The organism is Paraburkholderia sp. 22098 (assembly GCF_052045935.1).
Lineage (GTDB): Bacteria > Pseudomonadota > Gammaproteobacteria > Burkholderiales > Burkholderiaceae > Paraburkholderia > Paraburkholderia caledonica.
Genome location: NZ_JBQEPV010000012.1, coordinates 173,158 through 194,747, shown reverse-complemented (window position 1 = coordinate 194,747; position 21,590 = coordinate 173,158). Strand labels below are relative to the sequence as shown.

17 protein-coding genes are annotated in these 21,590 nt (G+C 60.8%); 10 read left to right on the top strand and 7 right to left on the bottom strand.

Annotated features, from left to right (window positions below; genetic code table 11):
* Positions 1–55 precede the first annotated feature (55 nt).
* Both ACTJLB_RS24350 and ACTJLB_RS24345 read left to right on the top strand, forming a co-directional pair.
* Positions 56–889, top strand: a complete 834-nt coding sequence (locus tag ACTJLB_RS24350; protein WP_440784720.1) for a DUF1295 domain-containing protein — start codon at positions 56–58, stop codon at positions 887–889.
* A gap of 4 nt (positions 890–893) precedes the next feature.
* Entirely contained in the window at positions 894–2,027 is a 1,134-nt protein-coding gene (locus ACTJLB_RS24345; protein WP_440784718.1) for an SAM-dependent methyltransferase, read from the top strand.
* Here the strand turns inward: ACTJLB_RS24345 and ACTJLB_RS24340 are convergent.
* The 5 genes from ACTJLB_RS24340 to ACTJLB_RS24320 all read right to left on the bottom strand — a co-directional run bounded on the left by ACTJLB_RS24340 (position 2,016) and on the right by ACTJLB_RS24320 (position 8,810).
* Positions 2,016–2,723: a hypothetical protein gene (locus ACTJLB_RS24340; protein WP_440784716.1), complete on the bottom strand. Its 708-nt coding sequence runs from the start codon at positions 2,721–2,723 to the stop codon at positions 2,016–2,018. The genes ACTJLB_RS24345 and ACTJLB_RS24340 overlap by 12 nt on opposite strands.
* Before the next feature lie 168 nt (positions 2,724–2,891).
* Entirely contained in the window at positions 2,892–3,761 is an 870-nt protein-coding gene (locus ACTJLB_RS24335; RefSeq protein WP_440784714.1) for a hypothetical protein, read from the bottom strand.
* A 1-nt stretch (position 3,762) separates the two neighbouring features.
* Complete coding sequence (locus ACTJLB_RS24330) at positions 3,763–7,596, bottom strand: type VI secretion system Vgr family protein (RefSeq protein ID WP_440784713.1); 3,834 nt, start codon at positions 7,594–7,596, stop codon at positions 3,763–3,765.
* 7 nt (positions 7,597–7,603) lie between these two features.
* Complete coding sequence (locus ACTJLB_RS24325; protein WP_131321084.1) at positions 7,604–7,858, bottom strand: PAAR domain-containing protein; 255 nt, start codon at positions 7,856–7,858, stop codon at positions 7,604–7,606.
* A gap of 667 nt (positions 7,859–8,525) precedes the next feature.
* A complete protein-coding gene (locus tag ACTJLB_RS24320) occupies positions 8,526–8,810 on the bottom strand; it encodes a hypothetical protein (protein ID WP_020066484.1) in 285 nt (94 codons plus the stop codon).
* A gap of 414 nt (positions 8,811–9,224) precedes the next feature.
* Between ACTJLB_RS24320 and ACTJLB_RS24315 the strand changes: the two genes are divergently transcribed.
* The 7 genes from ACTJLB_RS24315 to ACTJLB_RS24285 all read left to right on the top strand — a co-directional run bounded on the left by ACTJLB_RS24315 (position 9,225) and on the right by ACTJLB_RS24285 (position 17,594).
* Positions 9,225–10,199 carry an aliphatic sulfonate ABC transporter substrate-binding protein gene (locus tag ACTJLB_RS24315; RefSeq protein WP_051120910.1) on the top strand — a complete coding sequence of 325 codons (975 nt, stop codon included), beginning with the start codon at positions 9,225–9,227 and terminating at the stop codon, positions 10,197–10,199.
* Between the two features lie 400 nt (positions 10,200–10,599).
* On the top strand, positions 10,600–11,994 hold the full coding sequence (locus ACTJLB_RS24310; RefSeq protein ID WP_440784711.1) for a GH1 family beta-glucosidase: 1,395 nt from the start codon (positions 10,600–10,602) through the stop codon (positions 11,992–11,994).
* A 110-nt stretch (positions 11,995–12,104) separates the two neighbouring features.
* A complete protein-coding gene (locus ACTJLB_RS24305) occupies positions 12,105–13,343 on the top strand; it encodes an ABC transporter substrate-binding protein (RefSeq protein WP_131321086.1) in 1,239 nt (412 codons plus the stop codon).
* 7 nt (positions 13,344–13,350) lie between these two features.
* Complete coding sequence (locus ACTJLB_RS24300; RefSeq protein WP_440784710.1) at positions 13,351–14,310, top strand: carbohydrate ABC transporter permease; 960 nt, start codon at positions 13,351–13,353, stop codon at positions 14,308–14,310.
* Positions 14,310–15,227, top strand: a complete 918-nt coding sequence (locus ACTJLB_RS24295) for a carbohydrate ABC transporter permease (RefSeq protein WP_020066479.1) — start codon at positions 14,310–14,312, stop codon at positions 15,225–15,227. The genes ACTJLB_RS24300 and ACTJLB_RS24295 overlap by 1 nt, the downstream gene beginning before the upstream one ends.
* 64 nt (positions 15,228–15,291) lie before the next feature.
* Entirely contained in the window at positions 15,292–16,491 is a 1,200-nt protein-coding gene (locus ACTJLB_RS24290) for an ABC transporter ATP-binding protein (protein ID WP_440784741.1), read from the top strand.
* A 50-nt stretch (positions 16,492–16,541) separates the two neighbouring features.
* Positions 16,542–17,594 carry a LacI family DNA-binding transcriptional regulator gene (locus ACTJLB_RS24285; protein ID WP_131321089.1) on the top strand — a complete coding sequence of 351 codons (1,053 nt, stop codon included), beginning with the start codon at positions 16,542–16,544 and terminating at the stop codon, positions 17,592–17,594.
* 40 nt (positions 17,595–17,634) lie between these two features.
* Here the strand turns inward: ACTJLB_RS24285 and ACTJLB_RS24280 are convergent, their stop codons facing one another.
* Positions 17,635–18,492 (bottom strand): PA4780 family RIO1-like protein kinase, encoded by an 858-nt coding sequence (locus ACTJLB_RS24280; protein WP_408162765.1) that lies wholly within the window; start codon positions 18,490–18,492, stop codon positions 17,635–17,637.
* A gap of 685 nt (positions 18,493–19,177) precedes the next feature.
* Between ACTJLB_RS24280 and ACTJLB_RS24275 the strand changes: the two genes are divergently transcribed.
* A complete protein-coding gene (locus ACTJLB_RS24275) occupies positions 19,178–20,875 on the top strand; it encodes a SulP family inorganic anion transporter (RefSeq protein WP_440784709.1) in 1,698 nt (565 codons plus the stop codon).
* A gap of 5 nt (positions 20,876–20,880) precedes the next feature.
* Here the strand turns inward: ACTJLB_RS24275 and ACTJLB_RS24270 are convergent, their stop codons facing one another.
* Positions 20,881–21,519: a LysE family translocator gene (locus ACTJLB_RS24270; RefSeq protein WP_408162763.1), complete on the bottom strand. Its 639-nt coding sequence runs from the start codon at positions 21,517–21,519 to the stop codon at positions 20,881–20,883.
* Between the last annotated feature and the right edge of the window lie 71 nt (positions 21,520–21,590).

The following is a 21,590-nucleotide window of genomic DNA, read 5'->3' as shown; positions in this document are numbered from 1 at the left end:
ATCCGTTTGACCGCGGCATCCGTAGATTCCGTTATTCGTCGCTTCGGAATTCTGCATGCCAGTTGCCGCCACCCTTGCGCTCGCATTCGAGGGCCTCGTCATAACGTTTGTCGGTGTCTGGGTCGTTCAGTTGCGTACGCGCAATGCGGGGATGATCGATCCGGTCTGGGCGGGCACGCTTGGCGGTGTCGCGGTTTTTGTCGCGGCAGCCGGGCCCGGCGCGTCGCTGAATCGCGCCGTGGTTGCAGTCAGCGGAGGCGCGTGGGGACTTCGGCTCGCGATGCATCTTTGGCGCCGTAACAGCGGACACGCCGAAGACGCCCGTTACGCGGCGCTACGCGAGCGCTGGGGCGCTGCCGCCCCGCGCAACATGCTGGCGTTCTTCCTGCTGCAAGCGGTGATCTCGATGGTGCTGTCCATTGCATTCCTGGTGCCTTCGTACAGCGAGGCGATACCCTCGTTCGGGTTTATCGTCGCGGCACTTGTAATCGGCTTGACGGCGCTCGCAGGCGAGGCTGCCGCCGACCGCCAACTTCGGCGCTTCGTCGCCGATCCGGGCAATCGCGGCCGCGTCTGCACTGTCGGCTGGTGGCGCTACTCGCGACATCCGAACTACTTCTTCGAATGCCTGCATTGGTGCGCCTATGCGGCGTGGTCGATCAGCCTGCCTTGGGGTTGGGCGACGCTCGTGCCGCCCTGCGCGATGGCCTGGCTGCTCATGAAGGTATCGGGTGTGCCGATGCTCGAAGCGCGACTCGTCCAGACCCGCACCGGCTACCGCGAATACATGACGACGACAAGCGCGTTGATCCCGTGGCCGCCACGCGCGGGCGCCCGCGTACACGGTAACGATCTGGATTCGGACGACCGACACTCGAAGAGGAACTGAGATCATGACCTATACCGTCACGCCCACGCCTGCGTCCCGACGCGTCGAACCGGCATCAGGCAGACCGGCCGCGAGCGCCTATGACCCGAACTGGACAATTCGCTGGTGCGAGCGCGGCTGGCTGCCGGACTTCGCGATTCGCGCCGGCATGCGGGCGCTGATGGCCAGGCGGCTCGCCGATGAACATGCAAACGACGGAGAGCGCCGTGGCGAAGCACTCGAACTGCTCATCGACGATCTGCGCGCAAAGCCGATCGCGATTGAAACGCAGGCGGCCAACGCGCAGCACTACGAAATCCCCGGCGAGTTCTTCGAGGCGCATCTAGGCCCTCGTCTCAAGTACTCCTGCGGCTATTATCCAAGGGGCAATGAAACGCTATCCGAGGCCGAAGATTGTATGCTGGCGCTGTACGCTCAGCGTGCAGGTATCGAGGACGGGCAGTCCATTCTCGACCTCGGGTGCGGATGGGGCGCGTTATCGCTGTGGCTCGCACAGCGGTATCCGCGTGCACGGATCGTCGGGCTTTCGAATTCACATGGGCAGCGCGCGTTTATCGAGCACCGCGCGACCGAGCGCGGACTTTCCAATTTGCGCGTGGTGACGGGCGACGTCACGACCTTCGAATTCGCGCCGGGCGACGCGGGCTTTGACCGCGTCGTTTCCGTCGAGATGTTCGAGCACATGAAGCACTATGGCTTGCTGCTCGCGAAGATTGCGCGATGGCTGCGTGACGACGGGCAGCTTTTCGTTCACATCTTCGCGCACCGGCTGCTCGCATATTCTTTCGACGTGCGCGACGGCAGCGACTGGATGTCGCGCCATTTCTTCACCGGCGGCACGATGCCTTCCGCAAACCTGTTGCTGCGTTTTCAGGACGATCTCTGCGTGACGCGTCAGTGGTGGATTGACGGCACGCATTACGAACGGACCGCCAATCAGTGGCTGGCTTCTCTCGACTCTGCGCGCGAGCGCGTGTTGCCGCTTCTCGCGGCAAGCGGCAATGCTCGCCTGGCGTTCCAGCGCTGGCGCATGTTCTATATGGCCGTCGCCGAACTGTTCGGCTATGCGCACGGACAGGAATGGGGCGTCGGGCATTATGTGCTGCGTAAGAGGGCTGGGGGGGCTTCATCCTTTTAGCGCAATGCTTTTCCAGACTGTGCCGGATTCCGGGCACGTCGCGCCCGTGCACAGGTCCATGTAGCCGTAGGTCTGCCGCTTTTTCTGGTTCTGTTCCTCACGCTTTTTCTTGCGCATCGCGGGCGTGAGATAGGGGTAGACGCGATGAATCGTGATTCGATCAAGCCGCAACTTCCCTGAGGGATTATTGGGCGCGGGATCGAGGAAGAAAAACTCCACGTCCACGGGAAAACGTCCGTTCTCGCCATCATTAGCCCGGTACCAGTAAGAGTGCAGCAGGTTTTCGGGCGGAGGACCGACCCCCATGTCGTTTCCTTCTTCCCTCACGCCCTTCTCGTCTACCCAGTGGCTTGCAAGATCAAGGCGTTGTTCAAGCAGGCGGCGACTGATTCCGGCGAGAGCGTTGTGGAACCATAACTCAAAGTAGGCGGGGACCGCTTGCACGCGCGTCCTGTCGTCAGAATAGTCGAGTGGGTCGGTCCACATCGACAAATCTACTTTTGCATCAGGAAAAGCATTATTCGCAAACGAGTAATGTACTCCAGCCTCTCCTGGTCTTATGAAATAGGACGATTTGAGTTTGCCGAAGGCGGGGTCCTCCGGACTGAACGGCCTGTCATCCCGCATGATCTCCATGACCTTTCCGAGCAGTTGCAGGAGTGCCTGTTCCTGGGACGGGGTAATGTCACCACTCATGTCACTTTGCTCCGATTGACTGGATAACGTGAGCGTAGACGCTTGTGCATGTGCCTGGGTTACGCAACTGAGAACGGCCAGTCCAGCAATACTGGACCACTTCACCACACAAGAATGCATCCTGTTCATGTAGGTAACTCGCATACGTGGAAGACCAGGCGCCTTCGCTTATCCCTTCAGCGCAATGCCTTTCCAGACGGTGCCGGATTCCTCATTGACATTGCAAAGCCAGTACCACTGGCCGCGAATCATCGGACATGAGCCCCCTTGTTCCAGCGACACGGAGCGTACAGCATCGAACTTCTGCCCGCGTTCGACCTTCATCACGTCGGTCGGACCGTCCTTTGTCCAGCCTTCCCATATGCCGGATTCCGGGCACGTCGCGCCCGTGCACAGGTCCATGTAGCCGTAGGTCTGCCGCTTTTTGTGGTTTTGTTCCTCGCGCTTTTTCTTGCGCATCGCGGGCGTGAGATAGGGGTAGTCGCGAGTGATGGTAATTTGATCGAGCCGTGCCTTCCTCGACAGATCATCGGGCGCGGGGTCTATGAAGAAGAACTCGACATCAACGGGAAACCGGCCGTGTTCGCCCGCATTCGCCCGGTAGCGATAACGATGCTCCCGCGCAAAGGGCGGCAGACTGTGGCCGATGTCGTTGCTTTCCTTCCTCAGCCCGTCCGCATCTACCCAGTAGTTTGCAAGATCAAGGCGCTGTTCAAGCAGGCGGCGACTAACTCCGGCAAGGGCGTTATGGAATGCCAGTTCAAAGTAGGCGGGGACCGCTTGCACGCGCGTCCTGTCGTCAGAATAGTCGAGCGGGTCGGTCCAGGTTGTCAGTTCCACCGTCGCATCAGGAAAAGCGCGGTTCCGGAAGGAGTACGCTATTCCAGCTTCCCCAGGGACAAAGTGTTCCGCCGATTTGAGGTTCCCCAGATCGGGATCGTCGGGATTGATCGGCCTGTCATCCCGCATCACTTCCATGACCTTATCAAGCAGTCGGAGTAGCGCCCGTTCCTGCGATGGCGCAATGTCGTCACTCATTTCAGTGCGCTCCGATTGACTGGATGACGTGGGCGTAGGCGCTTGTGCATGTGCCTGGGTTACGCAACTGAGAACGGCCAATCCAGCAATACTTGACCACTTCACCACACAAGAATGCGTCCTGTTCATGTAGATAACTCGTATAGGTAACTGCCATCGTTCGGGCCTGCTCCGGTGTGACGTTTCTCACCTTGCAGACTTCGGCCTCGACTTTTTCCAGATCGGCCTGAATGAATTGCCCGTCAGCGATACCCTTCGTCTTGGTAATCACCCAGTAGTAATAGAACACCAGCATCGCATGGATGCCTGCGCGGGCGAGACTGTCATTCGGGAAGGGTGTAGCGCAGGCCAGATCGAATATCTTCTTGCCAGCGATCTGCTTGAAACATTCCCGCATATCGGAGAATTCCCTGTAATCGTCGGGAAATGCACTGAGTAACGCGATCTGCCAGAAGAGCTGCTGGCAGTGCCGCGCTTCGTGATAAACCGTGTCGGCGAAATCAATCAGTGTGACGTTTGTTTCTGGAACGCCTTTAACGCTCCTGATAATTTCATCAATGTCCCATCTCGACAGGCAGAGTACCCATTTTGAGCCTTGAAAAACCCCATGCGCGCCAATTGGAAAGCTATATTCTGCAGCGTTGCTAGCCGACACAATCACGATGTTGGGCATTGCACCGCCTTGCTTCGCGACCCTCTCCGGCAATCCGAACGGACCCGCCTGCAACGCATTCCAGATTGGCCCCTGGATCGCCGGCACGACGACTGCCGCCAGTTCTTTGTCCGTCTTTCCCCCGAGACTCGCCCACTCAATTCTGCAAAGACTTTCCTTCACAGCGGCCGTGTAGCTCTTTGCAACCGGATACTCGATATCGCTCCGATACTGCAACGCCGGCGGCGTATCTGCGGCCTTCGCATTCCTGAGCAGGTGACAGGTCCGCAAACCCCAGTTCATCGGATCACACCCAACGAACACAGGCGGCTTGCCATCCCCAGTCAGCCCTTCTCCCGGCGTTTCGGCTGACTTGCCGCCCACCTTCGTCGTGCGCTTTTCCGGCATCTCGACCGTTTCTGGTGTCGGCAGACTGTCATCGCGCCACACCGTTGTCGTGCTCGCCGATATGACCTTATCCGGTTCGCTTTGCGACATGAGTTCCACAAGGCCGAACGAGACAGCGTTGCTCGTCGCCACCTGCATCTCGCCGCGCCCGTTCGTCACGCCCTCGATCACCTGACCGTCATCCAGCGTGATCCGGTATGGTTGGCCACCGAGGATGAACCCGCCCCCGTCCTCAACCAGAACATGATGCGCAGCCAGCCGCCCCGGGTTCTCCTGCGTCACTGGCAATGTGACCGGCGCAGCCTGCGGATCGTCTGTCGCATGGCTCGCTGCGTGAACGAGGTAATGCCCGTTCGTGTGAACTGTGACGCCTTGCGGCGTCAACCGCAGCAGGGTTCCGCCCGCGTTGATTTCAATACCCTTCAGCGCGGCCAGCCGCAGCCATCCGTTCTGGCTGGTCACCGTCACGTCCTCCCGCGCGATTGCCTGGAGTGCATCGGTACGCGCTTCGAGGTGTATGCGCCCGGTCGCGGCGATCATTGTTATCGACTTGCTGGCATAAAATGCAATCGCTTCGCGCACGGAAGCAAACAGCGATTTAAGCGCAGCAATCGCGACGTTACCGCCCGCCGTCAATGCCGTATGTTTCCCGCTGGCGATATGCGTGTTGTCCTGCGCCGCCGTGTGCAGATTCGCCGCGCTGGACACTGCAATGTCAGGCTGCCCGAACTCGGGGAAGTCATGGGCACCGTCCGACGCCCTGCCACGTAGCGCGGCGTTTGCATCGCTGAGCGCCTTCACAACATCCCGTTGCGCCCCTGTGGCTTGCTGGGCGCCGTGCTGCTGTGCAGACAGCGCAAGTTCTTCGTGGATGCTGCGCGCCTCGGTCAGCCGGGCATGTGTCTCGTCCATGTCCTTGACCTTGCCCGCTGCCCCCGAGCGCCCCCATGAAGTGAATAGCAATCCCATCGAAGCGCGCAGAACGCCCCAGCGATCACTACGCAATTCGAAGCCTTCGCCGCGTGCGTCCTGTCGTCCCTTGTTACCGTCGATCCGCGTGATGTGCCCCAGGCTAAGACTCGACTTGGCGTGGTCGCTCGCAAGTTGAGCCTGAAGTTTTCCCGCTGTATCGTCCAGCGCCAGGTGGTTCGACTGCGCGCCGTGGTCAAGGCTCTTGCTTCGTATGCCGCTTAAGGCAGCGTTCGCGGGCAGTTCCCACGGTGGCGTATTGAAACGGTCAGCGACGAAGCCCGCTACAACGGGCCGGTCCGGGTCGCCGTGAACGTGTGAAACCACGACCATCTGCCCGGCGCGTCCCGGCGTCACAACGCCGAGTTCGCCCCCTTGCCATTGCGTGACGACCCGGACCCAGATCGACGTTGCGCCGTCGAACCGGGCCTCGCGGTCCCAGTCAAACTGTATTAGCAGGCGGTTCCGGCTGTCGATCCACATTTCCCGGCCTTGGGGCGCGACGATCACCGCATACTCGTAACCCTCGACGCGCGGTTTCGGCGTCAGTTGCGGCAGGCGGTAATACTCGCCAACCGGATGGAGTTCGAACTCTGCCGCTACCGCATAGGTGCGCCACGCGCTCGTTGACGTGCCGACTTCGCTTATATCCAGTTCGCAGGCGAGCACCAGATACTCGCGGTTTGCGCTGTCCTGCGGATAATTGACAAGCCTGAATGTGCGACCCGGCTGCAGCCCCCGCAGACGACCCGTGCCCTTCGCACGCAATCCCTTGCAGCGCGCTGCTTCCACCTTCACGCGCGCCAGATACTGGCCTTCCTCCCTCGCGTCGTGGGGGTAGGACGATGGGAACGTATCGGGCTGCGCGAACTCGGCCGGCGCGTAAATTTCGATGTTCGGGTCGGCTGTGCCGCCAGCCGCTTCGTATGTCTGCCGGTTCGGCGCATTGGACCGGCGCAGACGTGGCTGCATGTAGTCATGGTCATTGACGCACGCCTTCCCCGCCGTCACGGTATGCGTTACGGCCAGGCTGCTGATGTGTTCCTCGTCAATCCGGCCACCCGTGTGAAAACGCAGTGCCTCATAGGCCATGCCGTGCCGATGGAACCCGCCTGACGTGTCGGACACGACGAGAGTATGCCGGTCCTTCGCGTGTTCGAACCAGAACACCAGACCCCACTCTTCCATGAGTCGGAGTGCGAAATTCCAGTCCGACTCCCACGCCTGTCGCACCATATCGCGCATCGGGTAGCGACGCATGCCGTTCCACGGGCCGCCAATCCGCCAGTCGACCGAGCCCAGATATCGCCCGAACACCTTTTGCAGAATATCCACGACAGTGCCGCTAAAAATTCGAGAGTCGGAATTCTGCGTAGCCCGCCACATGAAAGGCCGCAATACGAACTCATAAACGGCCGCGCGGTCTTCCACACACTGAATGCGCGCCGAGACGATTTCACCGTTGATGTAACGGACATCGGCACCGATGTTCGAACGCCCGATGTCGCCCGGCTGGCCCGCTATAAAAGTGCCAATGCCTGAAATTTCGATTGCAACAGTGCCGTCAGTGCCGACAATCTGCGTCAGATCGATCTGCGTCGCATCAGTGGCGTTTAACAGAAGAGCAGTTTGGCTTTCCGCGACGACCACATACTCAAACAGTTCTCCCACCGCTTCACGCCCGCGCACACTACGCACGGCGAGCATCGGCTCGCGCACCTCATTGCGGGCGCTGGCAATGCCGACTATTTCAGGAAGGGCGCGCCCGCTGAACGTGATACTTCGCGTGTTGACATGCCAGATCATAAGTTCGTCACGCCCGGATGAGCGTGGCTCCGCATGCAGTCCTGTCGCCAATGAGCGCGACGCGGCGGCCTGCATGCGTGGTTTTGCCGGTAGCGATAATTGGCCAGGCGCCGCCGCAGTCCGGGCACTTCACAAGGTGTCCGTCCAGTGCGACGCCCACGCCGAGATGTGTGAGGTTTGACGCTGCCTCGATGACTTCGCCGCCGTGGTCCGTCGAGTCGCCAAGGCGGCCCATTTCTCTACCGGTTGTTGCATCCTTCATCCACGATTCCTGTTTTATCAAGTGACCGACAGTCGAAAGCGGCGTGTCCTGCCGTGTCGAGGTGGTTGTCTTACTGGACAGAGCCCGTTTAAGACACGCGCAGCCGCGATCGTCGGCTCATGCCGCAATGATGTTGGACGTAGTGGCGGACCGCGACTATCAGACTAGGATTAAATAGGGGCGGTACATATCCGCGCGGCATATTCCATCGGGGAGTGTGGTTCGAACGCCGCTCGCAGCTCAGCGTTTAACGCCTTTGATGAGAGACGAAGGCGTCAAGATATCTTCGATAGGCTCGCATCCGTGGGACCGCTCGCCTGAGCGTATTGCGCTGACGCGTGACGACGGTTCGCACATCGAAGAGTTCTGGTGTGGGACAGAGGCGGATCGTCGCTCGCCGAGCGCCTCAGGAAGGCGCTAGAACGCGCGTCCATGAACACTGGAGTAGGGCAGTTGAAGGCGACGATAAGTCTGGGTCGCGAGCCTGCTGGATGCCGCGTCGCTGCTGCAAGAGTTGTTAGCACGACGATGTTTAACTATCGTCCTTGCCCTTCCCGCTGACGGTCTCTGATGCGTAAGACCAGACACTTGCGTGCGAGGAGCCCTGTGTTTCCCAGAAAGCGGGAAGGCCGCCGATGCGTGACAAGCGACGACGTTCCACGCGTACTCACTGTCCGGTCTTGACCGACTCTCCATTGCCGTCAGGCGACATGTTCTGCTTGTCCTTATCGGACCTTTTCGGCTGATTTGTCATATCACCGGGAACGCGGTTCCATGGACTCGAGACGGGCTCGCTGTGATAAGTCATGCCTGCAGTCGCTGCTCCATGAGATCCACCGCTGCCGTTGCCGCCATTGCCATTGCCACCCGCCTGAGCAAAAGCGGCGTTGCACGCGCAGACCGTGGCGACAGTGATGCTGGCCCAGACCAGGTTTTGCCTCAACTTTTCCATGATTTCTCTCCATTGAAACCCGGCGCGGGCGGTGCCAGCGTCTGAGCCTTTTGTGCCGCTGCAAAACGCCCGGTTGCCACGCGGCGAGGTGCAACCAGGTGCGCGTCGACGAGCAACGCCTTGTCTTCCGGCTTTAGGACTGTATCGACGAGGCCGGCCGGCAACGCGGCCCCATGACGGATATACGGTCAGACCTCCGCTCCGGATGCGCGGTGTTATCGCGGGCGTGTCAGAGCTTGCTGTGCAGGAGGTCGCGACGACACCAGGCGTTATGCGTTCCCCTGCTAAGCATAGTTAAAACGCTCGCTTATCCGTGCGATCCGTCGTTGCTACGATCGCAGTTTGATCGTATCGACCTCATCGGAATTTCGAGCCGTGACACTTTCTATCTTTCGATTGCTCGCCCGCGTGGCGTTGAGCACGTTGCTCGCTGTCGGCGCAGCCCAGGCGCAAACCACAGGTAATGTTCCGGCTCCGTTGAAGTTGCGGATCGGCTATCAGAAGTCTTCGACGCTCATTACCATCCTGAAAGCGCGCGGCTCGCTCGAGCAGGCACTGGCGCCGTTGGGCGTGAGCATTAGCTGGAACGAGTTTGCGAGCGGCCTGCCGTTGACAGAGGCGCTCAACGCCGACGCGGTCGACTTCAGCGCCGACGTCGCCGACACGGTTCCCGTGTTCGCGCAGGCGGCTCACGCGCGCTTCGTATATGTCGCACAAGAAGCGCCGTCGCCAGGCGCGCAGGCGATCATCGTGAAGCGCAACGGCCCCGTGCGCACGCTCGTCGACCTGAAAGGCCGGCGCATCGCGGTGACCAAGGCCGCCGGCAGCCATTACCTGCTTCTCGCCGCGCTCGCCAAGGCGGGCCTCGCACCCGCCGACGTGCGCATCAGCTATCTCACGCCCGCCGACGGACGTGCCGCATTCGAGCGCGGCAGCGTGGACGCGTGGGTCACATGGGATCCGTATGTCGCGTCTGTCGATCAGGCACCGGACGTACGCATCCTCGCCAACGGGGCCGGCCTTGCCTCGTATCAGCGGTACTACCTCGCGTCGAGTAGCTTTGCCGCAGCCCACCCGGAGGTGATCAGCACCGTGTTCGCGCAGTTGTCGTCGGCGGGAGCCTGGGTGCGCAGCCATCCCGACGATGCAGCAAAGCTGCTCGCGCCCATCTGGGGATTGGATGCTGCGACGATCGAGCGCGCGAACGCACGCCGCAGTTACGCGGTGCGCGCAGTGGAAACGCAAAACTTCGGTGAACAGCAAAAGATCGCCGATACGTTCTACCGGGCGGGGCTTCTGCCGGCGCCCGTGGAGACATCCACTGCGCTGCGTTGGAATTTTGTCGCGAAGCGCGCGGAGGTGGCGGGGGTGGCGCTTACTGCCCGTTGAATTGAGCCGTCACATTAGAAGCGGGCGTGGCCCGTGAAATCCTGCCACAGACATAGTGGTGACCTCTGCGGTCAGAAGCCGTGCTCTGCTGACTCGCAAGCAACGTAATGGGAAAGGCAGGTCTTGGCAGTCGATTAGCACATTGCGAGGCTCCACCATCGCGTCGCATTTCCGCTAACGCGCGACTGAACAATGCATCGGGCATGCGTTGAAACGGCATGCCAGCACCGCTCCAGACAAACCCTGATTGCTGCGTCAAAGAGGCCACTGATATTGTTCGCGAGCGTTGTGTGGAAGCGCTTCCACTTCCGCCTGCGCGGATGTCAACGCAGTCGCTCCTCGTATCTCGCCGTACCCGGTTCACTCAACTCAGCCGAGCATTCGCTTGCATGGAGAATCCGTGGCACACGACGCACTTTCCTCTCATTCGTCCGCCGATCCGTTTACGCCTGCCACCGACTCGGCACTGTGGCGCAATAACTTTCTGTTGGGTGCAGCCACCGCTTCGTATCAGATCGAAGGCGCCGTCAACGAAGACGGCCGCCTGCCATCCATCTGGGACACTTTCTGCGCGACGCCCGGCAAAGTGCTCGCCGGCGACAGCGGCGCCGTGGCATGCGATCACTATCATCGCTGGGAATCCGACGTTGACATGCTCGTTGGCCTCGGGCTCGAAGGCTACCGCTTGTCAATTGCGTGGCCCCGTGTGATGGACGCCAACGGCGCACCGAATCGCAAGGGGCTCGACTTCTACAAGCGCCTGCTGACGCGTCTGAAAGAGAAGGGCATTACCACCTTCGTGACGCTGTATCACTGGGATTTGCCGCAGCATCTGGAAGATCGCGGCGGCTGGCTCAATCGCGAAACCGCATACCGTTTCGCGGATTACGCGGATCTGATGAGCCGCGAGCTGGCCGGCACCGTCGATGCATGGGCGACGCTCAACGAGCCGTGGTGTTCCGCATATCTCGGCTATGGCAACGGCCATCATGCGCCCGGTCTCGCCAACGGACGCTTCGCCACGCAGGCAATGCACCACCTGCTGCTTGCGCATGGGCTCGCGTTGCCTGTGCTGCGCGAGAACGATCCCTCTTCGCAAAAGGGCATCGTCGCGAATATCGGGCGCGGCACGCCCAACAGCGACAGTGCCGAGGATCAGCGCGCCGCGCAACTGTTCGAGATCCAGCACAATGCGTGGATTCTCGATCCGTTGCTGAAAGGTGCTTATCCTGAGGCGCTTTTCGAATTGTGGCCGGGCACCGAGCCGTTGATACTCGACGGTGACATGCAGATCATTTCCGCACCGCTCGATTTTCTCGGCATCAACTATTACTTCCGCACCAATGTCGCGAGCGACGGCGCACACGGCTTCACGGAAGTGCCGCTCGAAGGCGTAGAGCGCACGCAGATGGGATGGGAAGTGTATCCGGACGGCTTGCGCGATCTGCTGATCGGCTTCAGCCACGAGTATTCGAACCTGCCACCGGTGTACATCACCGAGAACGGCATGGCCTCCGACGACACGGTGATCGACGGACGCGTGAACGACACGCAGCGCATTTCGTTCCTGAAGCGCCATCTTGCGGCGGTGGACGAAGCGATCAAGGCCGGCGTCGATATACGCGGCTATTTCCTATGGTCGCTGATGGACAACTTCGAGTGGGCATTCGGCTATGAGCGCCGTTTCGGTATCGTACACGTCGATTACGTCACGCAGAAACGCACGATGAAGCGCAGCGCTGAACTGGTGTCGCAATTCCTCGAGGAGCGCAAAGAGAGAAGCCAACGCGCGTAAGAGTGAACGAAAAAGCAAAGCAAAGAGCAACGATAGAGCAACGAAGAAGAAACAGAAGCCGATTTGCATGTCGACCTGAAACACGGGCGCGAGCCTTTCGAGGAGACGGGATGAACAGCAGAAAAACGGTCTTGCGAGCCATGGTTGCGGCATTGGCGATGCATGGAGTGCTCGCGTATGCTGAGCCTTTGAAAGCCAACGTCATTCACTGGTGGACGTCGGGCGGCGAGTCCGCCGCGATCCGCCAGTTCGCCGATGCCTATAACAAGGCCGGCGGTCAGTGGATCGACAACGCAGTTGCAGGCGCAGATCAGGCGCGCTCTACCGCGATCAACCGTATCGTCGGCGGCGATCCGCCCACGGCAGCGCAGTTCAATACGTCGAAACAGTTTCATGATCTGATCGATCAGGGGCTGCTCAACAATGTGGACGACGTCGCCGCGAAAGAGAACTGGAGCGGGGTGTTCCCGCAGTCGATACTCGACAGTATCAAGGTGAAAGGGCACTACTATGCCGCGCCCGTCGACATTCACATGCCGGCCTGGTTTTTCTACTCGAAACCCGCGTTTCAGAAAGCCGGCATTAGCGCCGAGCCGCAAAGCTACGACGAGTTCATCGCCGATCTCGGCAAGCTGAAAGCCGCGGGCGTGATTCCGCTCGCATTCGGCGGTCAGCCGTGGCAGGAAAAAATCACTTTCGATGCCGTGCTCGCCGATGTCGGCGGCCCTGATCTATATCTGAAGGTGTATCGCGACCACGACGCGAATGCGGTGAAATCCGACGCGTTCAAAAAGGTGTTGATTGCATTCAAGCGCTTGCACGATTTTGTGGACGCCGGTTCTCCGGGCCGCAACTGGAACGATGCGACTGCACTCGTCATTTCCGGCAAGGCCGGTGTGCAGATCATGGGCGACTGGGCGAAGGGCGAATTCTCGGCGGCGAAGCAGAGCGCGGGCAAGGAATTTGGCTGCTTCCCTGGCTTCGGCCCGCATTCGCCATACCTCGTCGCGGGCGACGTATTCGTGTTTCCAAAGAGCGATAACGCCAGCACTGTGAAAGCACAGAACCTTCTTGCCACAGTGATGACCTCGCCGCCTGCGCAAGTCGCATTCAGCGCGAAGAAAGGCTCAATTCCGATTCGCCCCGATGTGGATGCGGGCAGTCTCGACATTTGCGCGAAGGAGGGCATTGCAATCATGAAGGACAAGTCGCGCCAGTTGCCGAATCCGGAAATGCTGCTTTCACCCGATACGCAAGGCGCATTGATCGACGTCGTCACCAACTTCTGGAACAAGAACCAGTCGGTCGACGACGCGCAGAAAGCGTTTGCCGGCGCGTTGAAGAGCTAGGCGCAATATGCACGCGCTCAAGCTGCATGCGTCGCGGTCCGGAGCCGGGTCCGGATCCGGGTCGCCGAAAAAGCCCTTAAAAAAGCCGCTAAAGAAGCGTTTTTCGATTGCGGCATGGCTCGCACTGCTGCCGATGATCCTGACCGTCGTGTTCGCCTATCTAGGCACGATGGTCTGGACCGCGCGTGTTTCGCTTAGCAATTCGCGCACGTTTCCATCGGGCGACTTCGCGGGGTTGACGCAATACGTGAGGCTCTTCAACAACGCCCGGTGGTTGTTGTCGCTGCAAAACATCGTGATTTACGGTGCATGTTTCATTGTCGCGTGCATGGTGATCGGTCTGCTGCTCGCCATCTTTATCGATCAGCGTGTCGTCGCTGAAGGTGCATTGCGCACAGTGTTTCTGTATCCGTATGCGATGTCGTTCGTGGCTACGGGCCTTGTCTGGCAGTGGATTCTGAATCCGGAACTCGGCGCGCAGGCAGTGCTGCACAAGCTCGGTTTCGTTCATGCACGCTTCGACTGGATCGTCGATCAGGACTGGGCGATCTACACAATCGTCATTGCCACCGTATGGCAGGCGTCGGGTCTCGTGATGGCGTTGCTGCTGGCGGGCTTGCGCGGAATAGACGACGAACTGTGGAAGGCCGCGCGTATCGACGGCATTCCGCGCTGGCGGGTCTATGCGAGCATCGTCGTGCCCATGCTCGGACCGTCGATCTCCACCGCGTTCGTGCTGCTCTTCGTAATGGTCGTCAAGCTCTACGACGCCGTCGTGGCGATGACGCAAGGCGGCCCCGGCACCGCGAGCGAGGTGCCGGCGAAGTTCATCATGGACTATCTGTTTGGCCGCGCGAACATTGGCCTCGCGTCGGCGGCTTCGATCGTTCTGCTCGCAACCGTGCTCGCGATTCTCACGCCGTTCTTCTATGCCCGCAGCCGCGCGGCGTTGCGCAAGGAAGTGTGATGAACACCCTCAGTTCTCCGCTGAAAAGCGCCGCGCCGCATAGCGCGTCAAAGCGGCGCCGCCGTACGGCATTCACACCGGCGCGCGTCGGCGTCTATCTGTTTCTACTCAGTGCGGCACTATTTTTTCTGCTGCCGCTCTACGTGATGCTAGTCACGTCCTTCAAACCGATGAGCGAGATCCGCCTCGGCAATCTGCTCGCTCTCCCAGCGCATTTCACGCTACATGCGTGGAGCGCAGCGTGGGAGTCGGCGTGTACGGGGCTCGATTGCAATGGCATTCAGGTCGGCTTCTGGAACTCCGTGCGTATCGTCGTGCCGAGCACCGTGTTCTCTATTGCGATTGGCGCGGTGAACGGTTACGCGCTGTCTTTCTGGCGTCCGCGCGGCGCAGGCGTGCTGTTCGGCGTGTTGTTGATGGGCGCATTCATCCCTGTGCAAGTGATGGTCTATCCGCTCGTGCGAGTGCTCGCGAGCGTGCATCTGTTCAGTTCGCTGCCGGGTATCGTCGTGATTCATACGATCTTCGGCATGCCCGTGATGACGTTGCTGTTCCGAAACTACTACGCTTCGATTCCGCAAGAACTTTTCAAGGCGGCGCGCATCGACGGCGGCGGTTTCTGGCGTATCTTTGTTCAGCTGATGCTGCCTATGTCGACGCCGATCATTGTTGTGGCGGTCATCATGCAGGTGACGGGCATCTGGAACGACTTCATTCTCGGCCTCGTGTTCGCCGGCACGAAGAATCTGCCGATGACCGTGCAACTGAACAACATCATCAATACGACGACCGGCGAGCGGCTCTATAACGTCAACATGGCGGCGACGATCCTGACTTCGCTGGTGCCGCTTGCTGTGTACTTCATTTCGGGCCGCTGGTTTGTCCGCGGCATTGCGTCCGGTGCGGTCAAAGGATAATGCGATGACCTACGTGGGTAAACAGGCGAACACGCTCGCAAGTCCACTGACAGGCGCGGCTGACATGACAGAATCCGCGGACACGGCACGAACAGACAACATGCCTGGCGTCGCAGACGCCGCCGACACCGCGCACGCGGCGAACGTTGCGGTGCGCAATCTGACCATCCGGCTCGGTGGCAACACAGTGATCGAAAATCTCGATCTCGACGTGCAACCCGGCGAATTCGTCGTGCTTCTCGGACCTTCGGGCTGCGGCAAGTCTACGTTGCTGCACAGTATCGCCGGGCTGATCGACGTGACCGACGGCAGCATTGAAATCGCCGGCGAAGACATGACGTGGGCCGATCCGAAAGATCGGCGCATTGCACTCGTATTCCAGTCATACGCGTTGTATCCGACGATGAGCGTGGAGCGCAATCTGTCGTTTGCGTTGCGCATCAACGGTACGCCGAAGGCAGAGATCGCGCGGCGTGTGGGGCGTGCCGCCGAGATGCTGCAACTCGGCCCGCTGCTCAAACGCAAGCCGGCGCAACTGTCGGGCGGCCAACGGCAACGCGTGGCGATCGGCCGCGCGATCGTGCGCGAAGCCGACGTGTTTTTATTCGACGAGCCGCTGTCGAATCTCGACGCCAAGCTGCGGACCGAACTGCGCCGCGAGTTGAAGCAATTGCACCAGCGTCTCGGCGCAACGATGATCTACGTGACGCACGACCAGGTCGAAGCGATGACGCTCGCCACGCGCATGGCCGTGATGCGAGGCGGCGCGATCCAGCAGTTCGGCACACCTGCCGAGGTCTATGCGCGGCCAGCCAATCTCTTTGTCGCGACGTTTCTCGGCACGCCTGCGATGAACCTGGTCAACGGCACGCTGGAGCAGCGCGACGGCGCGCTGCATTTCTGCACGGAGCAGTGGCGGCTCGACGTGTCGAACTACGCGTTCGTCGATCGATCCGGCGAGTTACAGCCGCAACCACAGCCGCAATCACAACCGCAATCGCCACCCCGCCCATGCGTGCTAGGTGTTCGCGCAGAAGACGTGCGCATTGGTCCGACGCAGGGCGAAGGCGCTGGCGAGCACGCGAAAATTTCACTCGTTGAGCCGATGGGCAACCACCGCGTCGTCTGGCTCGACTATCATGGTGTGCAGATCGCGTCGATCGATCAAAGCAAGACGCCGGTAATGCCCGGCGATACGCTGGCGTTCTCGCTCGACAGCACACATGTCTCGCTCTTCGACGCGGCGAGCGGCGCGCGGTTGTAGCGCGCCGGTGTGAGAGTCGTTGAAAACGGCAAGGTGTGACGGAGAACCGTGTGGCAACACTGAAAGATGTCGCGGCGCTGGCTGGTGTCGGCATGTCGACCGCGTCGCGCGTTATATCCGGTAAGGGCCCGGTCTCAGCCGACGCCGCGTCGCGCGTGCGGGCTGCAATCGAGCAGTTGAACTTCCGCCCGTCGTCCATCGGCCGCGCGATGGCCACGCAGTCGCTCGGCATGATTGGTATTTTCGTGCCGACGTTTTTCGGCTCCTATTACGGCACCATCCTCAAACAGACCGATACTGAACTGCGCGCCGTGCGCCGGCATGTGGTGGTCGCAACCGGCTGCGGAGAAGTGTCGCCGCGCGAGCAGGCTATCGAGGCGGTGCGTTTTCTGATTGGCCGCGATTGCGACGGCGTCGTGGTGATCAGCCATGATCTGCACGATGAAGACCTGATCATGCTGCATCGAATGCATCCGAAAATGGTGTTCCTCAATCGAGCGTTCGACCAGGTCCCGGAGGCGTCGTTTTGCGCGGATCATCGGTACGGCGGGGAACTGGCGGCGCGCACGCTGCTTGAGCACGGGCACCGCGATATCGCCGTGATTTCCGGGCCTTTTACGGCTTCGGACAACCTGACACGGCTCGAAGGCTTCTTCGCGGAACTCGAGCGCGCCGGCATTTCGCGCAGCGACGTGACCTTGATCGAATCAGACTTCTCGCCGGAAGGCGGCTACGCTGCCGCGCAGAAACTGCTCGATTCGAAGCGGCGCTACACGGGTCTATTCTGCGCGAACGACACAATGGCGGTCAGCGCGCTCGCGCGTTTTCACGAAGCCGGCATTTCGGTGCCGGACGAATTGTCGGTGATCGGTTACGACGACGACTATTCCGCCGCCTACACGGCGCCCGGCCTCACGTCGGTGCACATTCCAACCGCCGAACTGACGCAAAACGCGGTGCGCTGGCTTCTCAACCAGTGTTATCGAACGACGTGGGAGATATTCCGCGAGTTTCCGGTGAGCGTCACAATGCGCGAGTCGGTGGGGCCGGCGCCGGGCGCCAAGCCCGCTTCGATTAGTGCGTCGTGCTTCGGCGGCGCTTGATCGTCTCTTCCGGAAGGCCGCCGGCAGCCCTTGCTGAGCGTTAGGCGCCGCTGCGCAGCGCTTCTTCATGGCGCTGGCGCGCCTCTTCTTCAAGCCGCGTGTCTTCGAGTTCCTGCAGCACCGCTTCCAGATCGACCGGCGTCGTATCGGCTTCGACGTGACCCGTCAACTGCACATCCACGTGCAACGCGCCGGCTTCATAAAGCGACCAGATTTCCTTGCCGTACTTCGTATTCAGCAACGCCGGCGCGAACTGGCCGAAATACGTGGCGAGGTTGTTCACGTCGCGTTCCAGCATCGCGGGTGCTTCCAGGTTGCCGGCGGCGTCTACCGCCTGCGGCAGGTCGATGATCACGGGGCCGTCGGCGGCAAGCAGAATGTTGTATTCGGACAGATCGCCGTGAATCATGCCGGCACACAGCATACGCACGACCTGATTGACGAGCAGTGCATGCAGTTCAAGCGCGCGCGCCTCGCTCATATCGACATCGTTCAGACGCGGCGCCACATTGCCATCCGCGTCGGTCACGAGTTCCATCAGCAATACGCCGTCGCTGCAAATGAAGGGTTGCGGAACGCGCACGCCGGCGTTTGCCAACTGGAAAAGCGCACTGACCTCGGCGTTCTGCCAGGCCTGTTCCTGCACTTCGCGGCCGTAGCGGCTGCCTTTTTCCATCGCGCGTTGCTGACGGCTGTTCTTGACCTTGCGACCTTCGCGATACGAGGCAGCCTGACGAAAACTGCGCTGTTTGACATCCTTATAGACCTTCGCGCAGCGCGTGGAGTCGCCGCTGCGCACCACGTACACGGTGGCTTCCTTACCGCTCATCAATTGGGATATGACTTCGTCGATCAGGCCTTCTTCGACTAGCGGGAGCAAACGTTTCGGCGTTTTCATGCGACCGCCCGGATGTGGCGGCAAGCGTGGCAGCCGTGCGCGGCGGGAGGCGGGGAGAAGTGGTGCGGGATTCGAGTCATGCCGGATTATAAACGCTGCGCCCGCGCGGCTCTTTATTGACGCGAGCCGCTGCTGCCACACGTTTCAGCACGATTCGCGGATGCCCGCGTCCAAAACACCTTCCTCGCGCACTGAACTGGAATGTTGGCGCTCCTTGCCACGCGGTAGTCGCGACAACGTTTGCGCGAGCCCACTAACACCACCGGCATCTGCTCCGACGAAACGCTTTGCACCTTTAGCCGCTATTTCACGGGCTAAAATGCGCCGGGGCCTGGCACTGGTGTAATAGTCCGCAACAGTGCTGTGCGGTTTTCGCGCATTGTCTCCGCGAGCTTATCGCGTAGACTCGTGAGCAACGAAAACTGGTTACGGGGTGTGAGATGTTGGCGGTTTTCTTTATCGCCTGTCCGATCTGCATTGCGGCGCTGTTCGGTTTCGCGCGGCATGTCGATCCGCGCACGGGTCACTTCAAACGTTGATTCTCAACGCTGCGATTTTCGCCGACACCGGCAGGTAAATGCCGTTGCCGGCGTTCAGTTGTGGCCGCTCCTGTCTGCGGGCCTTGCCTTCAGGTACCGAATCGCGGCACGATGCGCGATAACCTGAGTTTGGGGCGGCATCGCGTATGCAAGACTTTCTGGGGAATCTGGCGACACGCGCAGGCGTGCTCAAGGGCGTGCTTCCATTGAGCCGCGCGGCGGCGTTGCGCGATGCGCTGGCGGGCGTGCAACTCGCGTCGATGGACATCCCACAGGTGCTCGGCTACGCGCGCATTGCTGGCATGCCTGCTGTTACCGGCCTTTACACCGTCTTTCTGCCGCTTATCGCGTTTGCCTTCTTCGGTGCATCGCGGCATCTCGTCGTCGCAGCGGATTCAGCCACCGCCACCATCTTTGCGAGCCGCCTGTCGACCATGGCGCCGGTTTCGAGCGCGGAATACGCGTCGCTCGCCGCAATGGTCGCATTGCTCACCGCTGCCTTGTTGTTCGTCGCGCGCATCTTCAAACTGGGCTTTCTAGCTGACTTCCTGTCGCGCACTGTGCTCGTAGGCTTTCTTGCCGGAGTCGGCGTTCAAGTGGGCATTGCGATGCTGGGCGACATGCTCGGCCTGACAGGACACGCGGCGCGCAGTGTGGATCAGCTTGTTCTCGTCGCGCGTGACTGGGCGCGACTCGATGTCCCGACGTTTGCGATTTCCGTGCTGGTCGTCGTGGCGGTTCTATTCTTCAAACGTGTGTGGCCGCGTTTGCCAGTGCCGTTGATTGCGGTCGTGGCGGGAATCGCCGCGAGCGATATGTACGGCTTCGCCGCGCGCGGCATCGCAGTGCTCGGCCCGGTTGCCGGAGGCTTGCCGCCGCTGCGCATGCCGTCGGTGACGTGGGAGCAGATGCTCGATCTCGTGCCGGTCGCCGCCTCGTGTTTCGTGATGATCGTCGCGCAAAGCGCCGCGGCGAGCCGCGTGTTCGCCGAGCGTCACCACGAAGCGACCGACACGAATGCCGACCTGCTCGGCATCGCCGCGGCCAACGCAGCCGCTGCGTTTTCCGGGGCGTTCGTGGTGAACGGCAGTCCGACGCAGACCGCAATGGCCGATCGGGCAGGGACGCGTAGCCAGTTCGCGCAGATCGTATTCGCGGCCGTCGTGGTAGTCGTTCTGCTGTTTTTCAGCCGGTTCTTGCAGTATCTGCCGCGCTGCATTCTGGCAAGCATCGTATTTACGATCGCGGTCGGGCTGATCGACCTAACGACCTTGCTCGCGATTCGCCGCGAGAGTCCGGGTGAGTTCGCGCTCGCGGTGTTCACGGCCGCAGCCGTGGTGCTGATCGGCGTGGAACACGGCATTCTGGTGGCGGTCGCGTTGTCGTTACTGCGCCATGTGCGCCACAGCTACCGTCCGCATACGATGATTCTCGCGCCCGGCGACGACGGCGTCTGGGTGCCGGTGCCCGCGATTCCCGGCTCACAGACTGCGCCGGGTCTGATCGTTTATCGCTTCGGCGCCGACCTGTTCTATGCGAATGACCACTTTTTCGTCGACGACGCCCGGCGCCTGATCGACCACGCGCCGAGCACGGTGCGCTGGTTCGTGGTGGATGCGAGCGCGATTACCGACCTCGATTATTCGGCGTCGCGCTCTGTGGGCGAGCTATGCGCGCTGCTCAAACGAAGCGGCATCAACGTGATTTTCGCTCGTGTGAACCCCTATTTACGCTCGGATATGGACCGGCACGGTATCACGCCGATCATCGACGGAAGCTGTATTTTCGGCACGTTGCACGAAGCACTGCGCGCGGCAGGCGTGGACCAGCCCGTGGCGAAATGAACGCGTTAGCTTTTCGACGTCAGCATCTTCAGGCCCGCAATGCCGAACATGATCGCAAGAGAGCCGTCCAGCCAGCGCCGGATTGCAACATAGACGCGCCGCGCGGATGCCGTTGAAAACAGCAGCGCATAACTGCTGAACACGGACGCGCCAATGCACATGCAGCCGAGCACGATTGGCGCGATGTGCGACGTACCGCCTGCTGGCGACATGGCGAGCGACACGATAGACATCCACACGAGAACGGCCTTCGGATTGGTCAGATGCAGCAGCAGGCCACGCAGATAGAGCCGCGTGAGCGGCTCGTCGCGGCGAGCCTCGCTCGCGGGCATTGCACGGGGAGCGAAGGCCGAGCGCGCCGATTTAACGCCTAGCCACAGCAGATAAATGCCACCGGCGACCTTGATCGCGGCGAGGCATTCCGAGCACGTAGCAAGTACCGCCGACAAACCGAGCGAAGCCAGCAGCGCCCAGAAGAACGATCCCGACACCACGCCCAACGCGAAGGTGAGCGCCGAGCGGCGCCCTGCGCTCATAGCAAGAGACATGATCGCCAGATTGCTCGGGCCGGGGCTTGCCGTGCCGACGAAGTAGGCGCTATAGGCGATCAGGACATCGGCGGTGAGAAAAGCAGTAGGCGTCATGGGCTGCGGCTCAGGGGCGGACAGTGGGAACGACGATTCTGCGCGCTGAAGCATGCAGCGCACAGATACAG

What these genes read in the sequence shown, in the direction of transcription:
- ACTJLB_RS24335 (WP_440784714.1), bottom strand. Translation starts at nt 3,761, where the DNA reads ATGAGTGACGACATTGCGCCATCGCAGGAACGGGCGCTACTCCGACTG.
- ACTJLB_RS24295 (WP_020066479.1), top strand. Translation starts at nt 14,310, where the DNA reads ATGAACACCCTCAGTTCTCCGCTGAAAAGCGCCGCGCCGCATAGCGCG.
- ACTJLB_RS24275 (WP_440784709.1), top strand. Translation starts at nt 19,178, where the DNA reads ATGCAAGACTTTCTGGGGAATCTGGCGACACGCGCAGGCGTGCTCAAG.
- ACTJLB_RS24270 (WP_408162763.1), bottom strand. Translation starts at nt 21,519, where the DNA reads ATGACGCCTACTGCTTTTCTCACCGCCGATGTCCTGATCGCCTATAGC.
- ACTJLB_RS24305 (WP_131321086.1), top strand. Translation starts at nt 12,105, where the DNA reads ATGAACAGCAGAAAAACGGTCTTGCGAGCCATGGTTGCGGCATTGGCG.
- ACTJLB_RS24325 (WP_131321084.1), bottom strand. Translation starts at nt 7,858, where the DNA reads ATGAAGGATGCAACAACCGGTAGAGAAATGGGCCGCCTTGGCGACTCG.
- ACTJLB_RS24340 (WP_440784716.1), bottom strand. Translation starts at nt 2,723, where the DNA reads ATGAGTGGTGACATTACCCCGTCCCAGGAACAGGCACTCCTGCAACTG.
- ACTJLB_RS24300 (WP_440784710.1), top strand. Translation starts at nt 13,351, where the DNA reads ATGCACGCGCTCAAGCTGCATGCGTCGCGGTCCGGAGCCGGGTCCGGA.
- ACTJLB_RS24345 (WP_440784718.1), top strand. Translation starts at nt 894, where the DNA reads ATGACCTATACCGTCACGCCCACGCCTGCGTCCCGACGCGTCGAACCG.
- ACTJLB_RS24290 (WP_440784741.1), top strand. Translation starts at nt 15,292, where the DNA reads ATGACAGAATCCGCGGACACGGCACGAACAGACAACATGCCTGGCGTC.
- ACTJLB_RS24280 (WP_408162765.1), bottom strand. Translation starts at nt 18,492, where the DNA reads ATGAAAACGCCGAAACGTTTGCTCCCGCTAGTCGAAGAAGGCCTGATC.
- ACTJLB_RS24320 (WP_020066484.1), bottom strand. Translation starts at nt 8,810, where the DNA reads ATGGAAAAGTTGAGGCAAAACCTGGTCTGGGCCAGCATCACTGTCGCC.
- ACTJLB_RS24350 (WP_440784720.1), top strand. Translation starts at nt 56, where the DNA reads ATGCCAGTTGCCGCCACCCTTGCGCTCGCATTCGAGGGCCTCGTCATA.
- ACTJLB_RS24330 (WP_440784713.1), bottom strand. Translation starts at nt 7,596, where the DNA reads ATGATCTGGCATGTCAACACGCGAAGTATCACGTTCAGCGGGCGCGCC.